Below are 26,113 nucleotides of genomic sequence, written 5' to 3' on the forward strand. Positions count from 1 at the left end.
AAACCCCCCCCCCACCCCCCAAACACCACAAAACCACTGGTGGCGCCGCCCCCCCCCCCGCCCGGGCCCCCCCCCCCCCCCGCCCCCCCGCCCCCCGCCCCCCCCCCGGTCGGGTAGTCGTCCGGCACCCGGTCGGACCGGGCGCCGCGGGGATCAGGCGCCGCCGCTGGGCGCGCCGTGGCAGCGCTTGTACTTGCGTCCCGAACCGCACGGGCAGGGGGCGTTGCGCGACGGGCCGCTGCCGCCGACCGCCTGGCCGGGCGCCGCGGTACGGCGGGGAGCCGGCGGCTGGGTACCGACGCCGAGCGCGGGCGCCTGCGTCTGCGGCTGCTCGCGTACCACGCCGCTCACGCCGGCCTCGCCGTCGACGACCGGGGCGGAGTACTGCAGCCCCTGCCGCCGGGGTGCCCGGTTGAGGCCCTTGGCCCGGATCTCCACCGGCTGCTGGTCGAGCACGACCTCGGTCGGGCCCTCCTCGGCCTCGGCCTGCTCGGCCCCCTCGACCTGGACCTCCAGGTTGAACAGGAAGCCGACGGTCTCCTCCTTGATGCCGTCCATCATCGTGGCGAACATCTCGAAGCCCTCGCGCTGGTACTCGACCACCGGGTCACGCTGGGCGTAGGCCCGCAGGCTGATGCCCTCGCGGAGGTAGTCCATCTCGTAGAGGTGCTCGCGCCACTTCCGGTCGATGACCTGCAGCAGCACCATCCGCTCGAGCTGGCGCATCGCCTCGGAGCCGAGCTCCTCCTCGCGCCGGTCGTACGCCGCGTGCGCGTCGTCCTTGATCTGCGCGAGCAGGAAGTCGGCGTCCATGCTGTTGCGCTCGCCGCCGGCCTCCTCCTCGAGGTCCTCGATCGTGACGCCGATCGGGTAGAGCTGCTTGAGGCTGGCCCAGAGCTGTTCGAGGTCCCAGTCCTCCGGGTAGCCGTCCGAGGTGGCGCCCTGGACGTACGCGGTGATGACGTCGTCGATCATGTGCTGGACCTGGTCGCTCAGGTCCTCGCCGTTGAGCACCCGCAGCCGCTCGGCGTAGACGACCTGACGCTGCTTGTTCATCACGTCGTCGTACTTGAGCACGTCCTTGCGGATCTCGGCGTTCTGGCCCTCGATCTGCGCCTGCGCGCTCTTGATCTGCCGGGTGACCATCTTCGACTCGATCGGCACGTCCTCCGGGATGTTGAAGCGCTCCATCACCGCCTCGACCGCCCCGGCCCGGAACCGCCGCATCAGCTCGTCCTGCAGCGAGAGGTAGAACCGCGACTCGCCCGGGTCACCCTGCCGGCCGGAACGACCGCGCAGCTGGTTGTCGATCCGCCGCGACTCGTGCCGCTCGGTACCGAGCACGTAGAGCCCGCCCGCCGCGGAGACGACCTCGGCCTCCTCCTCGCAGGCCTCCTTCCACCTCGGCAGGATCTCCTCGAACGCCTTCGCGTAGTCGTCCTCGTGCTCGACCGGGTCCAGACCGCGCTGGCGCAGCTCGTTGGCCGCGAGGAACTCGGCGTTGCCGCCGAGCAGGATGTCCGTACCGCGGCCGGCCATGTTGGTCGCGACCGTGACCGCGCCCTTGCGCCCGGCCTGGGCGACGATCTCCGCTTCCTTGGCGTGGAACTTGGCGTTGAGCACGGCGTGCGGGATGCCCCGGCGGCGCAGCAGCTGGGAGAGGATCTCCGAGTTCTCCACCGAGACGGTGCCGACGAGCACGGGCTGGCCCACCTCGTGCCGCTCGGCGATGTCCTCGACGACGGCGTTGAACTTGGCCTTCTCGGTCTTGTAGATCACGTCCGGCCGGTCGAGGCGGACCATCGGACGGTGCGTCGGGATCGTCACGACGCCGACCTTGTAGACCTTGTTGAACTCCCCCGCCTCGGTCTGGGCGGTACCGGTCATGCCGGAGAGCTTGGTGTAGAGCCGGAAGTAGTTCTGCAGGGTGATCGTGGCAAGAGTCTGGTTCTCCTGCTTGATCTCCACGCCCTCCTTGGCCTCGATGGCCTGGTGCATGCCCTCGTTGTAGCGCCGGCCGTGCAGGATGCGGCCGGTGAACTCGTCGACGATCAGGACCTCGCCGTCGCTGACGATGTAGTCCTTGTCCCGCTTGTAGAGCTCCTTGGCCTTGATGGCGTTGTTCAGGTAGCCGACCAGCGGGGTGTTCACCGACTCGTACAGGTTGTCGATGCCGAGCCGGTCCTCGACCTTCGCGACGCCGCGCTCGGTGATCGCGACGGTCCGCTTGGAGTAGTCGACCTCGTAGTCGCCCTCGCCGTCCTTGCCGGCCTGGAGCCGGGCCACCACGCCGGCGAACTCGCTGTACCAGCGCGCCGAGTGCTCGGCCGGGCCGGAGATGATCAACGGGGTACGGGCCTCGTCGATCAGGATCGAGTCGACCTCGTCGACGATCGCGAAGTTGTGGCCGCGTTGTACCAGCTCGTCCTTGGACCAGGCCATGTTGTCGCGCAGGTAGTCGAAGCCGAACTCGTTGTTGGTGCCGTAGGTGATGTCCGCCTCGTATGCGGCCCGGTGTTCGGCCGCCGGCCGGTTCGGCAGGATCACCCCCACCGTCAGGCCCAGGAACTCGTGCACCCGCCCCATCCAGGCGGCGTCGCGCTCGGCGAGGTAGTCGTTGACCGTGACGATGTGCACGCCCTTGCCGGAGAGCCCGTTGAGGTAGGCCGGCAGTACCGAGGTGAGGGTCTTGCCCTCACCGGTCTTCATCTCGGCGATGTTGCCGAAGTGCAGGGCGGCACCGCCCATGATCTGTACGTCGTAGTGGCGCTGTCCGAGCACCCGGGCGGCCGCCTCCCGGGCCGTGGCGAACGCCTCGGGCAGCAGGTCGTCGAGGGACTCGCCGTCGGCGATCCGTTCCCGGTACTGATCGGTCAGCGCCCGGAGCTCGGCGTCGGTGAGGTCGACGTAGTCGTCCTCGATCGAGTTGACGGCAGCGGCTACGGCCTTGAGCCGGCGCACCATGCGACCTTCGCCGGCGCGGAGGACCTTTTCCAGAATCGACACGGATCAACGCTCCCCTAGACAGTCTGCCGAACCATCGTAGGCGCTGCGCCGGGCCATCTGGCAGTCGCGGCGCTGCCCGATCACTCGAAACCGACATTCCACCCGACTATTCCGCGCGGCGACGCCAAATCCGATTACGCCCAGCGCGAACGGTCCGGCACGATGGCCCGGTGGAGCCAACGGAGCTGAACGAGGACGGCCTACTCCTGCGTCCCTGGCGGGCCGCCGACGCCGACGCGGTCCACCGCGCCTGCCAGGATCCGGACATCCGGCGCTGGACGACGGTTCCCTCGCCGTACCTGCTCGAACACGCCATCGGCTTCGTCGGCACCATCGCCCCGCAGAGCTGGGCCGCCGGCACCGGCGCCCCGTTCGCGGTCTGCGACGCCGGTACGGGCGAGCTGCTCGCCTCCTGCGGTCTGGTCGGCATCGACCACGGGCTGCGCTCGGCCGAGGTCGGCTACTGGACCGCGCCCTGGGCCCGGGGCCGCGGCGTGGCGGTACGCGCCACCCGGGCGGTCGCCCGCTGGGCCTTCGAGTCGCTCGGCATCCGCCGGGTGATCTGGCAGGCCGAACTCGGCAACCACGCCTCCCGGCTGGTCGCGCTCCGGGCCGGATTCCGGGTCGAGGGCCAGCTCCGGCTCGCCGATCCGAACCCGGCCGGTACCGGGGACGGGTGGATCGGCTCGCTGCTCCCCGGGGACCTGGACCGGGACACCTCGGCCCTGGCCGGGCCGGGGACGCTCGCCGCCCGGCGGGCCGCCGTCTTCGGTCGCCCCCAGCCGGTGCTGGCCGGCAAGGCCCGGGGCGGGGAGATCCGGCTGCGCCGGCCCGAGGAGCGCGACGTCGAGTCGCTCGTGACGACCTGCCGGGACCCCGAGACCGTCCGCTGGACCGGCGTGCCCCATCCGTACCAGCGCTCCGACGCCGAGTTCTTCACCGGGCCGTACGCCCGGGGCCGGTGGGACCGCGGCGACGGCGCGGTCTTCGTCCTCGCCGACGCCGCCGACGCCGCGGTGGGCGCGATGGAGCTGCGCATCTCCCCCGCCGACCCGACGCTGGCCGACATCGCCTTCGTCGTCGCGCCGGCCGCCCGGGGACTCGGTTACGCCTCGGCCGGGCTGCGGACGCTCTGCATCTGGGGCTTCGCCGCGCTCGACCTGGCCCGCGTCGAATGGGAGGCGTACGTCGGCAACACCGCCTCGCGCCGGGTGGCCGAGCAGGCGGGCTTCGTGCCGGAGGGCGTCCGGCGGGCCGGCGCCTGGCAGCGTGGCGAGCCCCGCGACGTCTGGACGGCCGGGCTGCTGCCGAGCGACCTGTCGGTGGACCGTGCGGACGCCTGAGGTCGTCGAGGTCGACGGCGTCCGGCCGCGTCCCTACCGGGCGGACGACGTCGACGCGCTGGTGGCGGGGGCGAACGACCCGTGGACCCGGCGCTTCGTCCCGGTCCTGCCCGACCCGTACACCCGTGACGGCACCGCAGACCGCACCCCGACCAGGTGGGGCCCGCCGGGCCCGACGAAGAGATCGAGCCTGACGAGCTGCGCCGGGTACGGCGGGCCCCGCCCTGGAGCGCCCGGCCGAGCCATCCACCGCGCCCACCACGGACGCGACAGGCCCGGCGGACGCCCACCGTCGGGTGGTCGTGGTTACCGATCGGCGATGGCGATGAGCCCGTAGTCGTAGCCCTTGCGCCGGTAGACGACGCTCGGCCGGCCGGATTCCTTGTCCAGGAAGAGGTAGAAGTCGTGCCCGACGAGCTCCATCTCGAAGAGCGCGTCGTCGACGGTCATCGGCTCGGCGGTGTGCGTCTTCTTCCGCGCGATCTGCCCGGGCCGGTCGCCGTCGAGGTCGCCGTCGAGGTGGCCGTCGAAACCGTCGAACTCCGGCTCGGCGTGGTCGAGGCGGGCGGGCGCCACCGCGGTCAGCGTGGCCAGGGCGGAACCGTTGGAGGCCGCCACGGGCAGCTCCGCGGTGGCCTCGGCGACGGATACCGGGGCGTGCCGCCCGCGGTGCACGCGGCGGCGGTCGGCCACCCGGCGCAATCTGGTCTCCAGCTTCGCGTACGCGGCGTCGAGCGCGGCGTAGAAGTCCTTGGCGCAAGCCTCCGCGCGGATCACCGGTCCGCGGGATACGCACGTGATTTCGATTCGCTGGCAATGGTCGGACTGTCGCGGATTGCGTTCGTGAAACAGCTCTACGTCAACACGAATAATCTTCTGATCGTATCGCTCGATCTTGGAGAGCTTGTCGGCTACGTGTACCCGGTAATGGTCCGGCACTTCGACATTGCGGCCCTTGACCACGATATCCACGCGTGACCTCCCTGCAGTGGACAGCCGTGCGGTGACATGACTCCCGGCCGTGCAGACCCTGTCGGGATGGTTCCCTGGCCCCGACCGGTTGCGTACTGGCGCGCCTCCTTTCGGTGCCCGGGGGAGCGGGTTGGATATCCGACATACCCCCGGTAAGGAAAACGCTAACTCCTGTTCTCCCCGACGTCACCACTTGCAGCAAGACCGTTTCGAGAAGTTTTAGGTGAAAACGCGAGCACGCAGAGTGATCATGCGCGGCGGCGGGGAGTGGCCGCCAGCACCGCGGCGCCACGCACCGCCACTCCGGCGCCGGTCAGCAGCCGGGTCGCCGCGGCCAGCGTCACGCCGGTGGTCACGATGTCGTCCAGCACGATCACCGTGGCCTGCTCGGCGGTACGCCGCAGCGCGGGCAGCCGGCCGGGGCGCAACCGGAACGCCGAGGCGGCCGCCGCCGCCCGGCCCGCGCTGTCCAGCACCGCCGAGTCCGGCCGGGGCAGCGCCACCAGCGGCTGCGCCACCGCGACCGGCCAGCCGGACCGGCGCAGCCGACCGGCGGCGTGCCGGGCGAGCCGGCGTACGTGGTCGCCGTGCCGGGCCCGGATCGCCCGGGCGGTGGCGGGCACCGGTACCAGCAGCACGGGTCCGGGCGGGCCGGCGGCGGGGGCGGCCAGCAGGGCCACCACCTCCGCGAGGAGCAGGCCCAGCGGCCGGGCCAGCCCGTGCCGGCCACGTTCCTTGTACGACAGCAGCGCCTCGCGCAGCACCCCCTGGTACGCGCCGAGCGCGGCGCACCCGGGCAGCCCGGCCGGGGCCGGAGTGGGGCGTACCGGCCCGGGGCGCAGCGCCTCCAGGGTCGCGGCGCAGGACGCGCAGACGCCGTACCGCAGCGGTACCCGCTCCGCCGCGCAGCCGGCGCACTCGGCGGGCAGCACGAGGTCGGTCAGCTCCGCCCAGACGCCAGCCACCATGCCCGGCCTCCCCGCCGTGCTCAGTAGTAGAAGAACGGCGCGGTGATGTTCGCCGTGACGCCCGGGGCCGGGGGCGGCGCACCCGCCACCGCGTCCCGCTCGATCTTGATGAAGTTGTTGTACTGCGCGTACCAGGAGACCTTGTTCACCTCGTAGAGCACCCGGGCGGTGACGGTGTTCATCGGGTACGCGGCGAGGTTCGTGACCTTGGAACCCAACTGCTCGGCGAAGGTCGTCTCCACCCCGCCGTCCAGGTTGATCTCGTAGATCGCCGGCCGCCGGTTCTCGGGGGCGGTACCCGCCACGAGAAGCTGCTGCTCGCTGCTCCAGTCGAGCCCCGAGAGGTCGGTCAGCGACGTGACGACCTGGCGGGCGGGCCCGACGGTCAGCGCCGGCCCGGTGCCCGCGGCGCCGCTCTCCGCCGTCAGGGCGGCCACGTAGAGCCGGCCGCCCGCGACGAAGGCGATCCGACTCCCCTCGAGCGCCGCGGCGACCGAGGTCACCGGGCCGGGCGCGTCGGGGAGCGCCACCTGAGCGAGCGCCGGGTCGCCGGGCTGGAACCGGTAGAGGACGCCGTCGGCGACCACCAGGCCGACGGGCTTCTCGGGGTCGCCGCCCCTGAGCCAGACCGGCCGGCTCATCGAGGCGTACGTCTTCGCGCCCGGCGTGACGCCCTCCACCTGGACCGGGCCCACCCCGACCTGGAGCCGCCGCCGCCCGTCGTCGGTCGCGGTGACCAGCGCCGCCAGCACCCCGTGCGCGCCCCGGGCCAGCGCCGCGGAGACGACGTCGTGGTTGAGGGCGGGGGCGATCGGCGTGCCGGAGTTCTGCTCGCCGATGGTCAGCGGCCGGACCATGCCGCCGTAGACGCAGTACCGTTGCGGGGCCGCGGTGCTCGGCCGGTGGTCGTTCCGCTCCTGACCCACGTCGATCACCCGGCGGGTCTGGTTTCGGATCTTGAGTTCCAGCTTGCCGTGCAGGTCCGGCGGGAGCGACCAGGCGAACTGGGTGGCCAGCCGGTTCAGCTCGGCCTCCTCGTCCGGCCCGGGCAGGGCGGAGAGGTTCACCTCGATGCGGTCACCGGTCTGCGGCACCGTACCGATCTGCTCGGTGCCGTCCGGCAGCGGCACCGCGGTGGAGGTGAGCCAGTCGGCCGGGCCCCTGATCAGCCAGCCCAGCACCTCGGTGGCCCGCCGCTGCGGCGGTACCTCCAGGGGCAGGTAGCGCAGGTCCGGCACCAGCGCGCTCCGCTCGCTGTTCCAGAAGTAGACCGTCTGCTCGCGGTAGTACTTCTTGATCGCGTCGTCGCTCAGCAGCAGCGCGGGCGGCGGTTCCAGCAGGTAGAGGCCGACGTTGCCCCGGGTGTCGTTGGGGTCGGCCTTGCCGACCTTGAAGGTGTACCGGGAGTCGGTGAGCACCGGCGGCGCCAGCGTGCCGTCGGCCCGGAGCACCCCGACCTGCTGTACCTCGATGGTGACGGAACTGCTGGAGCTGTCCTCGGTCACCAGGGGCACGTCGGTACGGAGCCGGACCACGTTGATCTGGGCCCCGCCCTGCTTCTCCTTGAAGTCCCCCTGCCGGCTCGGCACCAGGTAGTCCCGGACCCGCTGGTAGGCCTTGTTGCTCTCGCCCGCGGCCGCCTGCAGGAAGTTGGTGACGAACTTCGACACGTCGTCGCCGCTGCTGAGCCGCTGCGGCGGTATCGGCGGCGCGTCCCCGTACGGCGAGTCGTACTTCAGGGTCGGTACCTGCCCGTCGACCCGTACGTCCGTCTCGTCCGGGATGCCGCAGCCCGTCAGCACCGTCACGAGCAGCATCGACGCGCTCGCCGCCAGCAGCGGTAGGCGTCTCACGGGCTCACCTCCGTACGGGGTTCCGGCACGGCGCCGCCCGGGGCGAGCGGCGTGGCGCCACCGGCGGTGATGGCCAGCGGTGCGGCGGAGGGCTGGAGCAGGTCGTCGACCGGGGCCGTGGCGTCGGCCGGCACCAGTCGCAGCGGCGAGGTGGTCAGCCGGTCGCCGGCCCGGGCGGGCAGGGTGAGCCGGAACTGGGCGCCCTGGCCCGGCGCGCCCCACGCCTCCAGCCAGCCGCCGTGCAGCCGGGCGTCCTCCAGGCTGATCGACAGGCCGAGGCCGGTACCGCCGGTCTGCCGGGCCCGGGACGGGTCGGCGCGCCAGAAGCGGTTGAAGACCAGCTTCTCCTCGCCCGGCTTGAGCCCGATGCCGTGGTCCCGGACCGTGATCGCCACGGCGGTGGCGTCCGCGCCGAGGGTGACCTCGACCGGCCGTCCCTCGCCGTGCTCGACCGCGTTGCCGACCAGGTTGCGCAGGATCCGCTCCACCCGGCGCGGGTCGACCTCGGCGATCACCGGGTGGTCCGGTACGAGCAGCCGCAGCGGCACCCCGCACCGGGTCGCCAGCCCGTCGAGCCGGTCGACCACCCGCTCCACCACCGGCACCAGGTCGGTGGGCTCGGCGTCGAGCATGGCGAAGCCGGCGTCGAAGCGGCTGATCTCCAGCAGGTCGGTGAGGAGGCTCTCGAAGCGGTCCAGCTCGGCCTGGAGCAGCTCGGCGCTGCGCGCCACCGCCGGCTCGAACTCCTCCCGCTCGGCGAAGATCAGGTCCGCCGCCATTCGGACGGTGGTCAGCGGGGTACGCAGCTCGTGCGAGACGTCGGAGGTGAACCGGCGTTGGAGCCGGGACATCTCCTCCAGCCGCAGGATCTGGCGTTGCAGGTTGGTCGCCATCTGGTTGAACGAGGCGGCGAGCAGCGCCAGGTCGTCCTCGCCGTTGACCGCCATCCGCTGGTCGAGCAGGCCGGCCGAGAGCCGCTGGGCGGTCCGCGCGGCGACCCGGACCGGGTTGACCACCAGCCGGGTGACCAGCGCGGAGAGCAGCCCGAGCAACAGGACCAGGGCCACGCCGGTGGCCAGTACCGTCGACCGGGCCTGGGTCGCCGTGGTGTCCTGCCGCTCCAGCGGTACAAAGTAGTACAGCTCCAGCTGGCCGACGCGGGTCCGTACCGGCGAGCCGTAGACCAGGTACTTCTTGCGCCCGCTGCCCAGGTCGCCGGTCCGGATCTGGTGGGCCACCTGGTCGTTCTCGGCGACCCGCTGCCGCAGCTCCTCGCTGATCATCGGCCGGACGTCCACGGCCGGGGAGATGGCCGGTTTGATCGAGGCAGGGTACTGGTCGGCGGTGAGGGCGACGACCACGCCACCGACCTGCCGGGGGTCCCCGCCGGCCAGGTAGCCGACGGTGCTCTCCAGCGTGCCCTGCAGCTTCGGCTCGCCCGGCTGGTTGTAGACGCTGATCTGGTTCGCCGCGTACTCGCGCCCGCTCTGCAGCCGTTCCCGGACGTCCTCGGAGGTGTTCTCCAGCAGGATGTTGGTGATCTTGTCAGCCACCAGGTAGGCGAAGCCGCCCACCAGCAGGCTCGACGCGATCAGGGTGATGGAGACGACCCGGACCTGCAAGGAGCGGCGCCAGGTCTGGCGTACCGCCGAGACGAGCATCGCCACCCGCAGCACCAGGGCACGCCAGAAGGCCCGCACATTGCCGCGCGCGCGAGCGGAGAGGAGGACTCGCGCGGCGCGGCGGGCGCGGGCGAGGAACGCCGGAGTCAAGGTCGTCGGGCCGGCCACAGTGGCACCCAGCCTATCCGGTGCCCGCTTTGTAGCCGACGCCCCGTACGGTCAGGATGATCTCGGGTCGCTCCGGATCCGGCTCGATCTTGGCCCGCAGCCGCTGCACGTGCACGTTGACCAGGCGGGTGTCGGCCGCGTGCCGGTAGCCCCAGACCTGCTCCAGCAGCACCTCGCGGGTGAAGACCTGGCGGGGCTTGCGGGCGAGCGCGACCAGGAGGTCGAACTCCAGCGGCGTGAGCTTCACCTCGTCGCCGTCCCGGCTGACGGTGTGGGCCGGCACGTCGATGCTGATCTGGTTGCCGGGCGGCCCGATCGAGAGCATCTCCGGCGCGGCGTCCTCGCCCCGGCGCAGCCGGGCCCGCATCCGGGCCACCAGTTCCTTGGGCTTGAACGGCTTGACCACGTAGTCGTCCGCGCCCGACTCCAGCCCGAGCACCACGTCGACCGTGTCGCTCTTGGCGGTCAGCATGACGATCGGCACCCCGGACTCGGCACGGATCGCCCGCGCCACGTCGATCCCGCTCATCCCGGGGAGCATGAGGTCGAGCAGCACGATGTCGGGCCGGCTGTCGCGGAACGCGGCCAACGCCCGTTCGCCGTCGGCCACGAACGAGGGTAGGAAACCCTCGCTTCGCAGGACGATACCGAGCATTTCGGCCAGCGCGGGATCGTCGTCAACCACCAGTACCCGGGCTCTCATGGCACTAATATTCCACCCCCGCTCCGGCGCGTGGGACCCGCCCACGCCCCCGACGGTCCCCCGGCCCCGCGGGGATCCCGCGATCGCCGGAGAACAAAAGCCGCGCGAAACCATAACTACTGCAAGCCCGGTCGCGATCTCGCCCCAGAGTCGGATATGCGGCCGAGGATCCGAGGTTATCCACAGATCCCCCGCTCATCCACAGGCCCGACGCGGCTGCCCGGAACCGGCCCGCCTGCCCGGATCGCCGGCCGCCGGGCCGCCCCGGGTCGCCGGGCCGCGGGTCCGCGCCCGGCCGCCGGGCCGCGCCTTGCCGCGCCGGAACGGAGGGCCCGTCGCCAACGGAGGGCCGGCGCCCGGCAGAGGGCGGCCAGCGGGGACCGGCGGGGTCAGGTGAAGAGGGTCCGGCCCCAGAAGTCGCCCGCGTCGCGTACGCCGGGCGGGCAGGCGAAGAGCCCGCTGGAGACGTGCCGGAGGTACTCGTTCATGGCGTCGTTGCGGGCAAGCTGGGTCTGGATCGGGACGAACTGGCGGCGCGGATCCCGCTGGTACGCCATGAAGAAGAGCCCGGCGTCCAGCCGGCCGAGCCCGTCGGAGCCGTCCACGAAGTTGTAGCCACGGCGCAGCAGCCGGGCACCGGAGTTGCTGTCCGGGTGGGCGAGCCGGACGTGGGAGTCCCGGGGGATCCGGGGCGTACCGTCCGGTCCGGTCGCGGCGAGGTCGATCGGGTCGAACTCGCCCGAGGCGCCCAGCGGGGCACCGGTGCCCTTGGTCCGGCCCACCACGGCCTCCTGCTCGGCCAGCGAGGTCCGGTCCCAGGTCTCGATCGTCATTCGGATCTTGCGGGTGACCAGGTAGGAGCCGCCCTCCAGCCAAGCCGCTCCGTCACCGGGCTGCACCCAGAGCTGCTGCCGGAGCAGCTCCGCGTCCTCGGCCTTCAGGTTCGCCGTACCGTCCTTGAAGCCGAAGAGGTTCCGCGGCGTCGCCTGGTCCCGGGAGGTCGACGAGGTACGCCCGAAGCCCAGCTGCGACCAGCGCACCGTCACCACCCCCATGCCGATACGGGCCAGGTTGCGGATCGCGTGCACGGCCACCTGCGGATCGTTGGCGCACGCCTGCACGCAGAGATCACCGCCGGAGATCTCCGGCCGCAGCGCGTCGCCCGGGAACCGGGGCAGCTCGACCAGGGCGGCTGGCCGCCGGTCGGCGATGCCGAAGCGGTCCCGGCCGTCGGCGTCGCGGAACAGCGTCGGGCCGAAGCCGACCGTCAGGGTGAGCCCGGCGGGCGGCAGGCCCAGGGCCTCGCCCGTGTCGTCCGGCGGCGCCTCCGGCGCGCCGGAGACCGCGCCGATCACGCCGGCGTCCGCGCCCGCGGTCATCCGGGCCGCCGCCGCGCTCCACTCGCTGAGCAGGTCGACCAGCCGGGCCCGGTCCTTGGTCACCACGTCGAAGGCGACGAAGTGCAGCCGGTCCTGTGCCGGGGTGGTGATGCCGGCCTGGTGCTCGCCGTAGAAGGGCACCGCGCCCGAGGGGTGGTCCGGCTGCTGCCCGGCCGAGGCGTCCACCGCCCCGCGTACCAACGCCCCCGCCCCCGCGGCGACCCCGGCGACGCCCGCGACGCCGGCCCCGGCCAGCGCCAACGCGCCCCGCCGGGAGACCTTGATCCCGCTCACGCCGGCCTCCCGCGCCGTACCCCGCTCCGGCCCGCCCGGGGGGCGGAGCTCACTTCGCCACCACCGCGGCGACCCGGCTGATCGGTTCGGCCAGCGCGTTGACCACGTCCGACAGCTCCTTCAGCTCGGCCGGGGTGAGCTGGTTCTGCGGCTTCCAGCCGTCGCCCGCGCGGTGCCTGCCGAGCGTGGTCTCGACGTTGGCGAACTCCGTGTCGAGCTGCTTCACCAGGTCCGGCGCCCGCTCCTGGAGCACCGGCCGCAGCGCGGCGATCGCGGCCTTGGAGCCCTCGACGTTGGCGCTGAAGTCCCACAGGTCGGTGTGCGAGTACCGCTCCTCCTCGCCCGTGATCTTGCTACTGGCCACCTCGTCCAGCAGTTCCTTGGCGCCGTTGGCCAGGTTGAGCGGCGAGAGCTTCTCGGCGTTGGCCTTGGCCACGATCTCCTTGACGTCGGCGAGCAACCGGTCCGCGATCGGGCCGTCGGCGGCGATGTTCCCGGTGGTCCAGAGGTCCTTCTCGATCCGGTGGTAGCCGGTGAACTCCATCCCCTCCTCGATCACGTCCTCGCGGCCGTCGATCTTCGGGTCGAGGTCTCCGAAGATCTCCGCGACCGGCTCGATCCGCTCCCAGTACGTCCGCGCGACCGGGTAGAGCGCCTTCGCCTTCGCCACGTCGCCGGCCTTCACGGCGTTGACGAACTCCGTGGTCTTGTCCAGCAGCGCGCCGGTCTGGCTCTGCACGTACCGCTGGTAGCTCGCGCTCGCCTCGGCCAGCGCGGCGTTGTCGGTCAGCGGCGCGGCCGAGCCACTGACCTTGAAGGCGCCCCGGATCCCGTTGCCGATCATGCCCGGCTTGCACGCGGTCTGGTACGTCCCGGCGGGGAGTTCGACCCGCAGTTCCCGGCTCACGCCCGGCACCACGTTCTCCACCTCGCCCATGATCCGGTCACCGGTCGCGTAGATGTAGAACTCGGTGACCTTGGCACCGGAGTTCGTGACCTTGAAGGTGACCGTGCCCGCCGTGGTGTCGGTACGGGCCACCTCGCAGGAGCTGTCGGTCGCCTTGACCGCGATCGGGCCACCGGCCGCGGCGTCGGCGCCGTCGCTATCGCCACCACCGCAGCCGGCCAGCCCCACCGGGGCGAGCAGGCCGGCGGCGGCCAGCACCAGGAAACGGGTGGAACGCATCGGTACGTACTCCTCGCGGTCAGGCGTTCTGCGGCGCGGCCGTGGACGCCGGGCTGGTGGGACCGGCCGCGGTCGTACGTCGCGCCGGCCGCAGGAAGATGACGAGCACCGGTACGCCGTAGGCCAGCCAGGCGACGACCTCGAAGACGCTCGGCGCCGGAGTGATGTTGAACATGCCGGAGAGCAGCGCGCCGTACCAGCTCGACGGGTCGAGCACGGTGCTGATGTCGAAGGCCAGGGTGGTCCGTCCCGGCAGGGCGTTCGCCTCCTGGAAGTCGTGCACGCCGTACTTGAAGATGCCGGCCGCGACCAGGATCAGCAACGCCCCCGTCCAGGTGAAGAACCTGGTGAGGTTGATCCGTACGGCGCTGGCGTAGAGCAGGTAGCCGAGGGCCACCGCGGTCAGTACGCCACCGGTGAGCGCGTAGAGCGGGCCGGCCTCGCCGCTCGCGCCCTGCGCCGCCGAGTAGAAGATCATGGCCGTCTCCAGACCCTCCCGGACCACCGCCAGGAACGCCATCCCGGCCACCGCGAAGGCGCCGAGCGCGAGCGCCTCGGTGAGCCTGCTGCGCAGCTCCCCGGCGATCGAGCGCGCGGCCCGCCGCATCCAGAAGATCATCCAGGTCACGAAGACGACCGCGAGCACCGACGTGACCGCGTCGAAGAGTTCCCGCTCGGCGGAGGTGTTCAGCAGCGTGGTGCTGGTGTACGTCAACAGCCAGCCGAAGAGGACGGAGAGCGCCACCGCCGCGCCCACGCCGAGCCAGACCTGCGGCAGCCGGTCCCGGCGCTCCGACTTCACCAGGAACGCGACGAGGATGCTGACCACCAGGGTGGCCTCCAGCCCCTCGCGCAGGCCGATCAGGTAGGTGGCGAACATCGGAACTCCGAGGGCAGACGTAAGGCGTGCCTAACTTAGGGCAGCCATACCTTCCCCCGAATCGCGGCGCCCGTCAAGCCGTTCCGGCTGAATCCTTCGCCACGTTTCCGCTGCTCATCGACGGAGCGTGACGTCCACGTACCGGATGCGGCACGACGGAGCCGGGGCCGGCGCGGGACGCCGCAAGATCAGAGCCCGGGGGCGTCACCCGGCGGGCGCCGCTCTGGTCCAATGGGCCGGTGAAGTCCTGGCTGCCGTGGCTCGCGGTACTCGCGATCGTCCTGATCCTGAACATGCTGCGGCTGCGTCCGCTGGCCACGGCCGTCGCCACCGGCTGGCTCGTCTACTGCGTCTGGACCTGGGTACGCGCCTTCGGCGGGCGCGGAAAGGACCGGGCCGGCTGATCCCAGCCGGCCCGGTCCTTTCGTTCCCGCCTCCGGGTGCCGCCACCCGCCGAGCGCGGTCGGCGGCGGCACCCGGCAATCGTCAGTAGCGGTAGTGCTCCGGCTTGAACGGCCCCTCGACCGGCACGCCGAGGTACGCCGCCTGCTCCTTGGTCAGCTCGGTCAGCTTCGCCCCCAACGCGTCGAGGTGCAGCCGGGCCACCTTCTCGTCCAGGTGCTTCGGCAGCGTGTACACCCCGATCGGGTACTCGTCGGTCTTGGTGAACAGCTCGATCTGCGCGATCGTCTGGTTGGAGAACGAGTTCGACATCACGAAGCTCGGGTGCCCGGTCGCGTTGCCCAGGTTCAGCAGCCGGCCCTCCGACAGCACGATGATGGCGTGGCCGTCCTCGAAGCTCCAGAGGTCCACCTGCGGCTTGATGTTCGTCCGCCGCACGTCCGACCGCTTCGACAGGCCGGCCATGTCGATCTCGTTGTCGAAGTGGCCGATGTTGCCCACGATCGCCTGGTGCTTCATCCGGGCCATGTGCTCATGGGTGATGACGTTGAAGCAGCCGGTCGCGGTGACGAAGATGTCCGCCGTCTCCACCACGTCGTCGAGGGTGGCGACCTGGTAGCCGTCCATCGCCGCCTGCAACGCGCAGATCGGGTCGACCTCGGTCACGACGACCCGGGCACCCTGACCGCGCAGCGACTCGGCGCAGCCCTTGCCGACGTCGCCGTAGCCCATCACGACCGCCACCTTGCCGCCGATCAGCACGTCGGTGGCCCGGTTGATACCGTCGATCAGCGAGTGCCGGCAGCCGTACTTGTTGTCGAACTTGCTCTTCGTCACCGAGTCGTTGACGTTGATCGCCGGGAAGAGCAGCGTGCCGTTCTGCTGCATCTCGTACAGCCGGTGCACCCCGGTCGTCGTCTCCTCCGTCACGCCCTTGATGCCGGCGGCGATCCGGGTCCAGCGCTGGCCGTCCTCCGCCAGCGAGCGGTGCAGCAGTTCCAGGATCACCGCGTACTCCTCCGAGTCCGCGCTCTCCACCGGCGGCACCGCCCCGGCACCCTCGAACTGCGCGCCGCGGTGCACCAGCAGCGTCGCGTCACCACCGTCGTCGAGGATCATGTTCGGACCCGCGCCGTCCGGCCAGAGCAGCACCTGCTCGGTGCACCACCAGTACTCCTGGAGCGACTCGCCCTTCCAGGCGTACACCGGCACCCCGGCCGGCTTCTCGGCGGTCCCTTCCGGACCCACCACCACCGCCGCGGCGGCGTGGTCCTGGGTGGAGAAGATGTTGCACGAGGCCCAGCGCACCTGCGCGCCGAGCGCGACCAGGGTCTCGATCAGAACCGCGGTCTGGATGGTCATGTGCAGTGATCCGGTGATCCGGGCACCGCGCAGCGGCTGGGCGGCGGCGTACTCCCGCCGCAGCGCCATCAGGCCGGGCATCTCGTGCTCGGCCAGCTGGATCTCCTTGCGGCCGAACTCGGCGAGCGACAGGTCCGCAACCCTGTAGTCGCCCTCGGCGACCGTTCCGGGCCGGGCCTCGCGGGAAGCGCCGCCGGAGGGCGCCGGGAGGGTGCTGGTCATTGAAGCTCCTGTCATGACGGATCTGGTGGGCGACCCTCAACCTTACCGGGGCCGCCGCCCCGTGAGCGGTCAGGCGGACACCGACCGCGTCGGAAGGACCACCCGATCCGTCGGCGGGCAGATCCCGGACCGTCCCGGCGGACGGCGGCGGGCCGCCTCACCAGCGCAGGGCCGCGCCCCCGCCGACGCGCGGCGACGGGGGGCACGCGGACAGCGCGCGGGGCGAGGGCGACACCGGTTCTCCGCACCGTCGGCCACGCGGACAGCGCGGGGGCGTCCGGCGTACGCGGACAGCGCGCGGGGCGGTCGGCCGTGAACGGTCTTCCGCCCACTGTCCGCCCGCCCCGCGCATCCCCCCGGTTTGGCTGTCCCGCAACACTCCGAGGCTCTGCGCTCCGTCACGCTGCGTGGTTATAGAGTCACACTCCGCGCGTGGGCGTGTCAAGCGAAACGGCAAATTCCCGGTAATCCCGGCAAGTCGGCCCCGCGCCGAGACGGCCCCGACAGCGCGCGTAGGACCGCCGGTCACGGACGCGAGCCGGCCACGGGTGCGCGTGGACTGCGCCCCGGCGGGTCCGGCGGACCACGCCGGCCCCCGGGGCGGCGTCAGTCCAGGCCGGGGCTCGCCAGGCCCGCGGAGGCCACGTACGCCTCGGCCGCACCGGCGAAGTGCAGCGGGCCGCCGTCGGCCGCGCCGACCGCCGCCTGTCCGGCATCGAGCGTCACGCTCCCGGCCGCGTCCCGTACCTCCGACCGGCCGCTCCAGCAGAGCACCACGCGGGGCCCCGGCGGGGCCAGCTGGACCGCCGGCACGTCCTCGTCGAGCCGGACCCGGTGCAGGGCGAAGTCGTCGATCGGTACCGGCCAGGTGACGACACCCGGCCCGACCGGCGCCGGCGCGACGACCGGATCGTCCAGCACCTCGAACCGCAGCACCCGCAGCAGCTCGGGCACGTCCACGTGCTTCGGGGTGAGGCCACCGCGCAGCACGTTGTCGCTGGCCGCCATGATCTCCACGCCGGCGCCGTGCAGGTACGCGTGCAGGTTGCCCGCCGGCATCCAGATCGCCTCGTCCACGCCGAGGGTGACGTGGTTGAGCAGCAGCGCGACGAGGACGCCCGGGTCGCCCGGGTACCGCTCGGCGAGCATCCGCACCAGCGCGGCCTCCGCCGCGAGGCCGGCGCCGAGCTCGGCCGTGGCGACCGCGTCCACCAGCTTGACCCGGTCCGCGTCGGGCCAGGTCAGCAGCGTACGGACCGCCTCGCGCAGGCCCTCGGGGCCGGTGCGCAGCGCGGCCACCACACCCACCAGCGCCGGTACGTCGAACGCCTCGATCACCGCCGCCGAGGCGTACGGGTCGCGGAAGCCGCAGAGCGCCTCGAACGGCGTACGGGCGACGAGCAACTCCGGCTTGTGGTACGGGTCGGCGTAGTTGCGGTGCGCCCCCTCGGGCGCGTCCTGCTGCGCGGCGTACGCGGCGCGGGCGTGCTCGCTGTCCGGGTGCGCCTGCAACGAGAGCGGCTCCTCGGCGGCCAGCACCTTCAGCAGGAACGGCAGCCGGGGCCCGAACCGCTGCACCAGTGCCTCGCCCAGCCACCGCCCCGGCTCGTCCGCGAGCACGTCGAGCAGGCTGACCGCGCCGCCGATGCGGCGTACGGTCGCGGGCGCGCCGGGGTGCGCGCCCAACCACAGTTCCGCCTCCGGGCCGTCGCTCGGTACCGGCCGGCCCTGGAGACCGGCGATGACCGAGCGGGAACCCCACGCGTAGTCCCGGATGGGACCATCGAGCCGCTCCACCGTCAGACCCCGCTCCCGGCGGCCCGCTGCGCGTCCGCCGCGCCGCCGGCCACCGCCGGGTCGGCGGCGCCGCCGCCGGACGCGGTGCCGTTGGCGGTCGACTCGCCGCCGGACGCGGCCGGCCCGCCCGCCGTACCGGCCGCTTCCCCAGCGGGGGCGGCCGAGGCGCGGTAGATGTCCGGTTCCAGGTAGATGACCCGGGCGATCGGCACCGCCGAGCGGATCCGGGACTCGACCGCGTTGATCCCCCGGGCCAGGTGCTCGGCCGTCTCGGCCGCACCGACCGCGACCTTGGCGGCGACCAGCAGTTCCTCCGGCCCGAGGTGCAGCGTCTTCATGTGGATGATCCGCTCGACCTCGGGCCCCTCGGTGATCGCGGTCTCGATCTTCCGGACGTGCTCCGGCGACGCCCCCTCACCGAGCAGCAGGCTCTTCGTCTCGATCGCCAGCACGATCGCGATCACGACGAGCAGGATGCCGATCATCGCGGTACCGACGGCGTCCCAGATGCCGTTACCGGTCGCCAGGGTCATCGAGACGCCGAAGAGGGCGAAGACCAGACCGAGCAGGGCGCCGAAGTCCTCCAGCAGCACCACCGGCAGCTCGGGCGCCTTGGCCCGGCGGATGTAGTCCTTCCACGAGGTGTCGCCCCGGACCAGGTTCGACTCTTTGATCGCGGTGCGGAACGAGTAGGACTCCAGCGCGATCGCCACCAGCAGCACCGTCACCGGCACCCATTTCCAGCTCTCGATGGCGCCGCCGTCGTGCCACTTGTGGTACGCCTCGTAGAGCGCGAAGAGCCCACCGAGGCTGAACAGGACGATCGAGACGATGAAGGCGTAGATGTAGCGTTCCCGCCCGTACCCGAAGGGGTGCTCCGGGGTGGCCCGGCGCTGCGACCGGCGACCGCCGAGCAGCAGCAGCGCCTGGTTGCCCGAGTCCGCGACCGAGTGGATCGACTCGGCGAGCATCGACGACGACTGGGTCAACAGGTACGCGGCGAACTTGGTCACCGCGATGCCGAGGTTGGCCGCCAGCGCGGCGACGATCGCCTTGGTACCGCCGCCGGCGCTCATCGCGTCGTTCCGCCCGATCGGGCGGTGCCGGTACGTCGGGTCGCGGGGTGGGGCGACATCGGGGCGGGATCACTCCGCTCGCTCACGGGTTGGCAAGCTCCTTCATCTCGGTAACGGCCGGTACCGCCATCGGGTCCAGGCCATGGGCCAGGGCGAGATAGATCGAGGCGAAGTCGGGCACCGCGATCAGCGACGCGAGCCGCTCCAGCGCGGAGCCGCCCTCGGCGGTGACCACGTCGCAGCGCACGCCGCGCCGCTCGGCGAGGGTCTGCAGCGCGTCGGCGCGCCGCTCCTCCACCGCGAGCGGCTCGTCGGTGTCGTCGTCGGCGTTGAGCCCGCCGTCGCGCAGCAGCACGACCCGCAGCCGGGTGGCCTCCACCCCGTCCTCCTCGGGGTCGGCGAAGATGTCCCGGCTCGACTCGGCCAGCCCGCCGAAGACGCCGTCGAGCAGCCCGACCCGACCCCGCCCGGCCTCGCCCAGCGCGCCGCTGACCACGGGATAGCGCGCGTTGGCCGAGAGGGTGTCGCCGAAGCGCCGGGCGGCCACGGTCGCCAGCGGCGACGAGCCCCAGACGATCGGGACCGAACCGGCGAGGCCCAGCGCCAGCGACTTCGCCGGGTTGACGAAGGACTCGGCGGCGGGACGGCAGCGGTCGGCGTCCGCGTCCAGCCGGGCCGCGGTCTCCGCCAGGTCCGCCTCGTTGACCTTCACGAGGCCGAGCGTACGGGCGGCGAGCAGCACCGGCACGGTGAGCGCCCAGAGGCTGGCCCGGGCCGGGGCGCGCCGGGGAACCGGGATGAACGGCGCCCGGGCCCGCTCGGCGACCGACTGGAGCTGCGAGTCCGGGGCGCCGACGGCCACCAGGCGGGCGCCGCGTCGGGCCGCCGCCTCGGCCGCGCCGAGCGCCTCCGGGCTGCGTCCCGAGGCGCTGACCGCGATCACCACGTCCGCCGCGCCCACCCAGCCGGGCACGCCGGCGCTGCGGTGCGCGATCACCGGTACCGGACAGCGCGGTCCGGCGACCGTGGCGAGCACGTCGCCCGTGCGGCCCGCCGTACCGATCCCGGCGATGACCACCGCACGGGGCCGCCCCTCGTCGCCGAGCGCGGCGAGGTTCGCCTCCGCGGCGAGCGCCGCCGATTCGCGTACCTGCGCGCCGGCCGACGCGGTGAACCGGAGCATGCCGCCCGGATCGCTGTCGGCGAGCGCGGTCACGTCGTCGAGCAGGGTCTCATCGGCAACGCGTCGCCCGCGTACGCCGGCCGTGCCCTCCATCACTGCCACCCTTCGGCCTTGCGGCTCGCGATCGTCTTCACTTCTGGCCTCCCCGGAGCGTCGTCGCCCCGGGCGAACTCACTGCGTACCGGCGGTCGGCCCGCCCCGCGCCTCGTCCAGGAGCAGCACCGGCACGTCGTCGCGCACCTCGAAGATCCGGCCGCACTCCGTGCAGGTGAGCGTCTGCGCCGCCGCGTCGTAGTCCAGCGGAGCGTGGTGCGTGTCCGGGCAGGCGAGGATCTCGAGCAACTGCGGGTCCAGGGCCACGATCGGCTCCTTCACGTCGGGCGGGCGAGCGACCGGCGGTCGTCACCGGCGCAGGGATCCTATGCTGCCGGATCCTATGTCGCGTACCGTTCCGGCCGGGGCGGTACGCGGCCCGGGGCCGTCCCGGCGGTGCCCGTCAGCCGCGGATCAGCGCCAGCAGCTCGTCGCGGAGCGCCGTCATCCGCTCCCGGTCCGATGCCTCGACGTTCAGCCGCAGCAGCGGCTCGGTGTTCGAGGGGCGCAGGTTGACCCAGGCGCCGTCGTCGAAGCGGACCGTCAGTCCGTCCAGCTCGTCGAGCTCCGCCGCACCGTAGACCCGCTTCACCTCGGCCAGCTTCCCGGCCTGGTCCGGCACCGTGGAGTTGATCTCGCCGGACGAGACGTACCGCTCGAACTCGCAGGCCAGCTCCGACAGCGGGCGCTCCTGCTCGCCGAGCGCGGCGAGCAGGTGCAGCGCGGCGAGCATGCCGGTGTCGGCGAACCAGAAGTCGCGGAAGTAGTAGTGCGCCGAGTGCTCGCCGCCGAAGACGGCGTTGGTGCGGGCCATCTCCGCCTTGATGAACGAGTGGCCCACCCGGCTGCGCAGCGGTTCGCCCCCGTGCTCGCGGACGATCTCCGGTACCGCCTGCGAGGTGATCAGGTTGTGGATGATCGTGGCGCCCGGGTACTTGGCCAGCTCCCGTACCGCGACCAGGCCGGTGATCGCCGACGGGGAGACCGGCTCGCCGCGCTCGTCCACGACGAAGCAGCGGTCGGCGTCGCCGTCGAACGCCAGTCCCAGGTCGGCACCGTGCTTGCGGACCGCCACCTGCAGATCCACCAGGTTGTCCGGGTCGAGCGGGTTCGCCTCGTGGTTCGGGAACGTCCCGTCGAGTTCGAAGTAGAGCGGCACGATCGTCAGCGGCAGCGCCGGCAGCACGGCGTCGCCGAGCACCGCCGGTACCGTGTAGCCGCCCATCCCGTTGCCCGCGTCGATGACCAGCTTGAGCGGGCGGATGCCGGAGAGGTCGACCAGCCCGCGCAGGTGCGCGGCGTAGTCGGCGAGCAGGTCCCGGCGCTCGTGGGCCCCGACCGGCTCGCCCGCCGGACGCGCCTCGCCCCTGTCGAGCAGCGCCTGGGCCCGCTCCCGGATCTCGGCGAGCCCGCTGGACTGGCCGATCGGCCGCGCCCCGGCGCGGCACATCTTGATCCCGTTGTACCGGGCCGGGTTGTGGCTGGCCGTGAACATCGCGCCCGGCAGGTCGAGCACGCCGGAGGCGTAGTAGAGCATGTCGGTGGAGCCGAGTCCGGTCTCGATGACGGCCAGCCCCTCGCCGCGGATCCCGCGGGCGAAGGCGGCGGCGAGCCCCGGGGACGACTCCCGCATGTCGTACGCGATGAGCACCGCGTCCCGGTGGTCCGGCGCCTGCCGCAGGAGCTGCGCGAACGCCGTACCGAGCGCCTCCGCGCACCGCTCGTCCCACTGGTCCGGCACTGTCCCACGGACGTCGTACGCCTTGACGATCAGGGACAGATCGAACACGAGTCTCGCTCCTCTGCGGGACGGCATCAACTCCCCTGAGCGTATCGGAGCCGGTCCCGCCGCCTGGTGGCAAGTCCCGCTGGTCGCCGCCACCGGCGGGGATCAGTCCGGCAGTCGCGGCATGATCTGCGTGGCCTCGCCGAGGCGCGGCGCGCCGCCCGGCGGCACGACCTGCGTGGCCTCGCCGCCACCCGGGGCACCGGCCCGGGGCATGATCTGCGTCGCCTCGCCGAAGCCCGGCGCGCCGCCCGGCGGCACGACCTGCGTGGCCTCGCCGCCACCCGGGGCACCGGCGGACGGCAGCACCCGCGTCCGGTCGCCGGGGACCGGCCCGCCGGACCGGGGGACGACCTGCGTGGCGTCGCCGCCGGGGGCGACCGGGGGCTGCCCGTAGAGCGTCGGCGCGGGCTGCGCGGCCGGCCGCTGGCCGTACACGGTGGGTGCCGCGTGCCCGCCCGGCACGGCGCCCGCCGGCTGGCCGTACACCGTCGGGACCGGCGTCTGGTTGATCGGCATGCCCCGGTACGCGTCGATCGGTCCGGCCTCGGCCGCCGCCGGGTCGTCGCCGCGGCGGTTGCGGCGCAGCAGGAACACCAGCAGCGCGCCGCCCAGACCGACCAGCGCCACGCCGAACCCCATCGCGACCGCGCCGGCACCGAGCCCGCCGCCGCCCTGGTCGGCGGGGGGCGGGGTCGGCACGGCGGCGGCAGCCTGGGTGGGGGCCACCTCCGCCGGCACCTCGGGGGCCTCGGTCTCCTCCACCGGGGTCGGCGACGCGGTGGCGGAGCGGCTCGGCGAGGCCGACGCGTTCCGGTTCACGAGCCGCGCGGTGGCGGTGTCCCGCTCGATCGGGCCGCCCCCCACCGCCTCGGCCTCGCCGACCAGGGTCAGCGTGCCGGCCGGTGCCCCGGCCAGGAACGTCACCCGGTACCGCACCGTCACGCTCTTGCGCTCGCAGAGCACCGGCTCGTCCGGGGTGGTACGGCCGGTGAAGACCAGCCCGCCCGCGCCGCCGGAGAGGGGTACGGGGCGCCACTGGCGGCGCGTCGCGTACTCGACCTGGACCTGGTGCGCGGCGAGGCCGGCGAGCCGCATCCGCAAATCGGTGCTGACCACGGCGCAGCCTCCGCTGCGCTTGCTCACACCCACGCTCACCGCGCCGGCCGAACCACCGGCGGTGAAGCTGCTCGGCACCCGCAGGTTGACCTTGTCCTCGCCGTCGGCCGCGGCCGGGGCCGCCCCGAGCGCGACCAGCCCACCGAGCACGGCGAGTACCGTCGCGAGCCGCGCCGCCTGCTGCCGTACCCGCATCTCCACCTCGCCGTTGTGTCCTGCTGGGGTCCGGCGGACAGGCTACCGTGTCCCCCCGGCGCGCCCGCGCCAGCGAGTCCGTCGGCCACGCCGCCATGGTCGGCCATCCGACGCCGGGGCGGGCGGATCCCGGCACCGACCGGGCCGGACGGCGGATTCCAGGGTCCGGGCCGGACCGCGAATTTCAGCGTCCGACCGGGTCGGACGGCGGATTTCAGGATCGAGGCCGGCTCGCGGATTTCAGGGTCGGGGCCGGACCGTCGCGAGGGCGTCGCGGCACAGCCGGTCGGCCTGCCGGGTCGTCTCCGGCAGGCGGTACCGGGGCGTGAGCGCCAGCACCTGGGCGCAGGCGTTCTCCAGGCTCATCCGGTGGCCGACGGAGACGAAGACGGGCTTCACCCCGTCCCGCGTACGCAGCACCCGCCCCACCGTCTCGGTACCGTCGCGCAGCGGCGCCGAGTCGCCCCGACGCGGCCCGGGCTCGTCCCAGGTCCCCAGCAGCGGGGTCTTGCCGACGCCGATCGCGGGCAGCCCGGTGAGCACGCCGAGGTGGCAGGCGAGCCCGAAGCGGCGCGGGTGGGCCAGCCCGTGCCCGTCGCAGACCAGCAGGTCGGGGACGGTGGAGAGCCGGTCGAGCGCGTCCAGCAGGCCGGGCAGTTCGCGGAAGGCGAAGAGCCCGGGCACGTACTCGAAGGTCGGCCGCCCGACGCTCACGGCGGCGTCGACCACCGCCAGCGTCCGCGGGTCGAGCACGGTCACGGCCGCGGCGAGGCGGTCGCCGTCCTCGGCGTACGCCACGTCCAGACCCGCGACGGTACGGGGAGCGGCCGGCCCGGGGCCGACGAGGTCCGCCAGCGGACGCAGCCGGTCCTGCTCGGCGCGGGCCTCCTCGGCGGTACGAGGCCACCCGGGCGGCGGGACCGACCCGGCCGACGGGGACGCTGTCGACGGAGACCCTGCGAACGGGGACGACGTCGCCGGGAACGGCTCGGGTACGGATCGCGACAACGGGAGCCCGCCCTACAGTTCGAGGCCGGTGAGGACCATGACCCGCGGCTCGGTGTAGTCGTCCATGGCGCTGCGCACTCCCTCGCGTCCGGTCCCGCTGCCCTTCACCCCGCCGTACGGCATCTGGTCCGCCCGGTACGACGGCACGTCGCCGATGACGACGCCGCCGACGCGCAACGCCCGGTGCGCCGCGAACGCGGTCTGCAGGCTGTGCGTGAAGACGCCGGCCTGGAGGCCGTACGCCGAGTCGTTGACCGCCGCGAAGCCGGCCGCGTCCCCCGCCACGGGGCCGGCCACGAGCACCGGGCCGAAGACCTCCTCGGTGCTGACCCGGGCGTCGGCCGGTACGCCGGTGAGCACCGTCGGCGGGTAGCTCACGCCCTCGCGTCTCCCGCCCACGAGCGGATCCGCGCCGCCGGCCACCGCCTCGTCTACCCACTCCTCCACCCGCCGGGCGGCGGCCTCGTCGATCAGCGGCCCGACGTCGGTGGCGTCGTCGAACGGGTCGCCCACCCGCTGCTCGCGTACGGCCGCGACCAGCCGGGGCAGGAAGCCGTCGTAGAGCCACTCGTGCACGTAGACCCGCTGGACGGCGATGCAGCTCTGGCCGGCCTGGTAGTTCGAGAAGGTGGCGATCCGGCGGGCCGCCCAGGTCAGGTCCTCGTCCGAGGCCCAGTCCTCGCAGATCAGAACGGCGGCGTTGCCGCCGAGTTCGAGGGTGACGTGCTTCTCCGGGACGGCGCGCCGGATCGCGGCACCGACCGGGCCGGAGCCGGTGAAGGAGACCACCGGCAGCCGGGGGTCGGCGACCAGCGCCGGGGCGCGGTCGTTCGGTACCGGCAGCACCGACACCATCCCGGCGGGCAGCCCGGTGCCGGGGCCGTCGGGCTCGGTGACCTCGGCGAGGAGCGCGCCGAGCAGCAGCGCGGAGAGCGGGGTCGCCGGCGCGGGCTTGAGCACGATCGGGGCGCCGACCGCCAGCGCCGGCGCGATCTTGTGGGCGACCAGGTTGAGCGGGAAGTTGAACGGCGAGATCCCCAGTACCGGGCCGCGCGGCACCCGGCGGACCACCGCGAGCCGGCCGTCGGCGGCCGGATCGGTGTCCAGCCGCTGCAACTCCCCGGAGAAGCGCCGGGCCTCCTCGGCCGCCCACCGGAACGTCGAGATCGCCCGCGAGACCTCGATCCGGGCCCACTTGACCGGCTTGCCGTTCTCGGCGGTGATCAGCCGGGCGACCTCCTCGGCCCGCTCGGCGAGCCGCCGGGAGACGTGGTCCAGGGCGGCGGCCCGGACGTGCGCCGGCAGCGCCGCGGCCCGCTCGGCGACCTCGGCCGCGGCGGCCACCGCGGCCTCGACCTGCTCGGGCGTGGCATTGCTGGTACGGCCGACCAGCCGGCCGTCGTACGGGTGCCGGACCGGCAGGAGGTCGTCGCTCTCGGCCGCCCGACCGGCCAGCAGGAACGGGGTCAGCTCCACGCCGGCAGCCTACTTCGGTC

The 26,113-nt window shown here is 73.1% G+C and carries 19 protein-coding genes and 1 pseudogene; 2 read left to right on the plus strand and 18 right to left on the minus strand.

Features of this window, described 5'->3' with window-relative positions; translation table 11 throughout:
- Positions 1 to 153 precede the first annotated feature (153 nt).
- Entirely contained in the window at positions 154 to 3,006 is a 2,853-nt protein-coding gene (gene secA, locus AB0J86_RS17140) for a preprotein translocase subunit SecA (protein WP_363858043.1), read from the minus strand.
- Positions 3,007 to 3,176: 170 nt separating this feature from the next.
- Here secA and AB0J86_RS17145 point away from each other — a divergent pair, with 170 nt between their 5' ends.
- A complete protein-coding gene (locus tag AB0J86_RS17145) occupies positions 3,177 to 4,349 on the plus strand; it encodes a GNAT family N-acetyltransferase (RefSeq protein WP_363858045.1) in 1,173 nt (390 codons plus the stop codon).
- A 306-nt stretch (positions 4,350 to 4,655) separates the two neighbouring features.
- Here the strand turns inward: AB0J86_RS17145 and raiA are convergent, their stop codons facing one another.
- The 8 genes from raiA to efeU form a co-directional block, all read right to left on the minus strand.
- Positions 4,656 to 5,321, minus strand: coding sequence for a ribosome-associated translation inhibitor RaiA (raiA, locus tag AB0J86_RS17150; RefSeq protein WP_363858047.1), 666 nt, complete (start codon positions 5,319 to 5,321; stop codon positions 4,656 to 4,658).
- A gap of 248 nt (positions 5,322 to 5,569) precedes the next feature.
- Complete coding sequence (locus tag AB0J86_RS17155; protein ID WP_363858049.1) at positions 5,570 to 6,289, minus strand: phosphoribosyltransferase family protein; 720 nt, start codon at positions 6,287 to 6,289, stop codon at positions 5,570 to 5,572.
- 20 nt (positions 6,290 to 6,309) lie between these two features.
- Complete coding sequence (locus AB0J86_RS17160) at positions 6,310 to 8,142, minus strand: LpqB family beta-propeller domain-containing protein (protein WP_363858051.1); 1,833 nt, start codon at positions 8,140 to 8,142, stop codon at positions 6,310 to 6,312.
- Complete coding sequence (mtrB, locus tag AB0J86_RS17165; protein WP_363858296.1) at positions 8,139 to 9,803, minus strand: MtrAB system histidine kinase MtrB; 1,665 nt, start codon at positions 9,801 to 9,803, stop codon at positions 8,139 to 8,141. Before mtrB ends, AB0J86_RS17160 begins: the two co-directional genes overlap by 4 nt.
- Positions 9,804 to 9,945: 142 nt before the next feature.
- Positions 9,946 to 10,635: an MtrAB system response regulator MtrA gene (gene mtrA, locus AB0J86_RS17170; RefSeq protein ID WP_363858053.1), complete on the minus strand. Its 690-nt coding sequence runs from the start codon at positions 10,633 to 10,635 to the stop codon at positions 9,946 to 9,948.
- A 389-nt stretch (positions 10,636 to 11,024) separates the two neighbouring features.
- Complete coding sequence (gene efeB, locus AB0J86_RS17175; protein WP_363858055.1) at positions 11,025 to 12,308, minus strand: iron uptake transporter deferrochelatase/peroxidase subunit; 1,284 nt, start codon at positions 12,306 to 12,308, stop codon at positions 11,025 to 11,027.
- A 49-nt stretch (positions 12,309 to 12,357) separates the two neighbouring features.
- On the minus strand, positions 12,358 to 13,494 hold the full coding sequence (efeO, locus tag AB0J86_RS17180; RefSeq protein WP_363858057.1) for an iron uptake system protein EfeO: 1,137 nt from the start codon (positions 13,492 to 13,494) through the stop codon (positions 12,358 to 12,360).
- A gap of 19 nt (positions 13,495 to 13,513) precedes the next feature.
- The gene (efeU, locus tag AB0J86_RS17185; RefSeq protein WP_363858059.1) at positions 13,514 to 14,374 is read right to left on the minus strand and encodes an iron uptake transporter permease EfeU; all 861 of its coding nucleotides are present in this window, start codon (positions 14,372 to 14,374) and stop codon (positions 13,514 to 13,516) included.
- A 239-nt stretch (positions 14,375 to 14,613) separates the two neighbouring features.
- Here efeU and AB0J86_RS17190 point away from each other — a divergent pair, with 239 nt between their 5' ends.
- Positions 14,614 to 14,778: a hypothetical protein gene (locus tag AB0J86_RS17190; RefSeq protein ID WP_363858061.1), complete on the plus strand. Its 165-nt coding sequence runs from the start codon at positions 14,614 to 14,616 to the stop codon at positions 14,776 to 14,778.
- 82 nt (positions 14,779 to 14,860) lie between these two features.
- Here the strand turns inward: AB0J86_RS17190 and ahcY are convergent, their stop codons facing one another.
- The 9 genes and pseudogenes from ahcY to AB0J86_RS17235 all read right to left on the minus strand — a co-directional run bounded on the left by ahcY (position 14,861) and on the right by AB0J86_RS17235 (position 26,093).
- A complete protein-coding gene (gene ahcY, locus AB0J86_RS17195; protein ID WP_363858063.1) occupies positions 14,861 to 16,360 on the minus strand; it encodes an adenosylhomocysteinase in 1,500 nt (499 codons plus the stop codon).
- 606 nt (positions 16,361 to 16,966) lie between these two features.
- Positions 16,967 to 18,157, minus strand: coding sequence for a mannose-6-phosphate isomerase, class I (gene manA, locus AB0J86_RS17200; protein WP_363858065.1), 1,191 nt, complete (start codon positions 18,155 to 18,157; stop codon positions 16,967 to 16,969).
- A gap of 155 nt (positions 18,158 to 18,312) precedes the next feature.
- A pseudogene (locus AB0J86_RS17205) lies at positions 18,313 to 19,233 on the minus strand (cation diffusion facilitator family transporter); the annotation flags it as partial.
- Between the two features lie 82 nt (positions 19,234 to 19,315).
- A complete protein-coding gene (locus AB0J86_RS17210) occupies positions 19,316 to 20,512 on the minus strand; it encodes an SIS domain-containing protein (RefSeq protein ID WP_363858298.1) in 1,197 nt (398 codons plus the stop codon).
- Between the two features lie 75 nt (positions 20,513 to 20,587).
- On the minus strand, positions 20,588 to 20,776 hold the full coding sequence (locus tag AB0J86_RS17215) for a Trm112 family protein (RefSeq protein WP_363858067.1): 189 nt from the start codon (positions 20,774 to 20,776) through the stop codon (positions 20,588 to 20,590).
- Positions 20,777 to 20,912: 136 nt separating this feature from the next.
- Positions 20,913 to 22,298 (minus strand): phosphomannomutase/phosphoglucomutase, encoded by a 1,386-nt coding sequence (locus AB0J86_RS17220; RefSeq protein WP_363858069.1) that lies wholly within the window; start codon positions 22,296 to 22,298, stop codon positions 20,913 to 20,915.
- 102 nt (positions 22,299 to 22,400) lie between these two features.
- Positions 22,401 to 23,615: a hypothetical protein gene (locus tag AB0J86_RS17225; protein WP_363858071.1), complete on the minus strand. Its 1,215-nt coding sequence runs from the start codon at positions 23,613 to 23,615 to the stop codon at positions 22,401 to 22,403.
- A gap of 234 nt (positions 23,616 to 23,849) precedes the next feature.
- On the minus strand, positions 23,850 to 24,473 hold the full coding sequence (locus AB0J86_RS17230; protein WP_363858300.1) for an endonuclease V: 624 nt from the start codon (positions 24,471 to 24,473) through the stop codon (positions 23,850 to 23,852).
- Between the two features lie 156 nt (positions 24,474 to 24,629).
- Positions 24,630 to 26,093: an aldehyde dehydrogenase family protein gene (locus tag AB0J86_RS17235; protein WP_363858073.1), complete on the minus strand. Its 1,464-nt coding sequence runs from the start codon at positions 26,091 to 26,093 to the stop codon at positions 24,630 to 24,632.
- Positions 26,094 to 26,113 lie beyond the last annotated feature (20 nt).

It is taken from the genome of Micromonospora sp. NPDC049559, from assembly GCF_040676675.1.
Lineage (GTDB): Bacteria > Actinomycetota > Actinomycetes > Mycobacteriales > Micromonosporaceae > JBFAPK01.

Coding starts and splice junctions, on each gene's coding strand:
- AB0J86_RS17155 (WP_363858049.1), bottom strand. CDS start 6,289: ATGGTGGCTGGCGTCTGGGCGGAGCTGACCGACCTCGTGCTGCCCGCC.
- mtrB (WP_363858296.1), bottom strand. CDS start 9,803: ATGCTCGTCTCGGCGGTACGCCAGACCTGGCGCCGCTCCTTGCAGGTC.
- mtrA (WP_363858053.1), bottom strand. CDS start 10,635: ATGAGAGCCCGGGTACTGGTGGTTGACGACGATCCCGCGCTGGCCGAA.
- efeO (WP_363858057.1), bottom strand. CDS start 13,494: ATGCGTTCCACCCGTTTCCTGGTGCTGGCCGCCGCCGGCCTGCTCGCC.
- efeU (WP_363858059.1), bottom strand. CDS start 14,374: ATGTTCGCCACCTACCTGATCGGCCTGCGCGAGGGGCTGGAGGCCACC.
- ahcY (WP_363858063.1), bottom strand. CDS start 16,360: ATGACCAGCACCCTCCCGGCGCCCTCCGGCGGCGCTTCCCGCGAGGCC.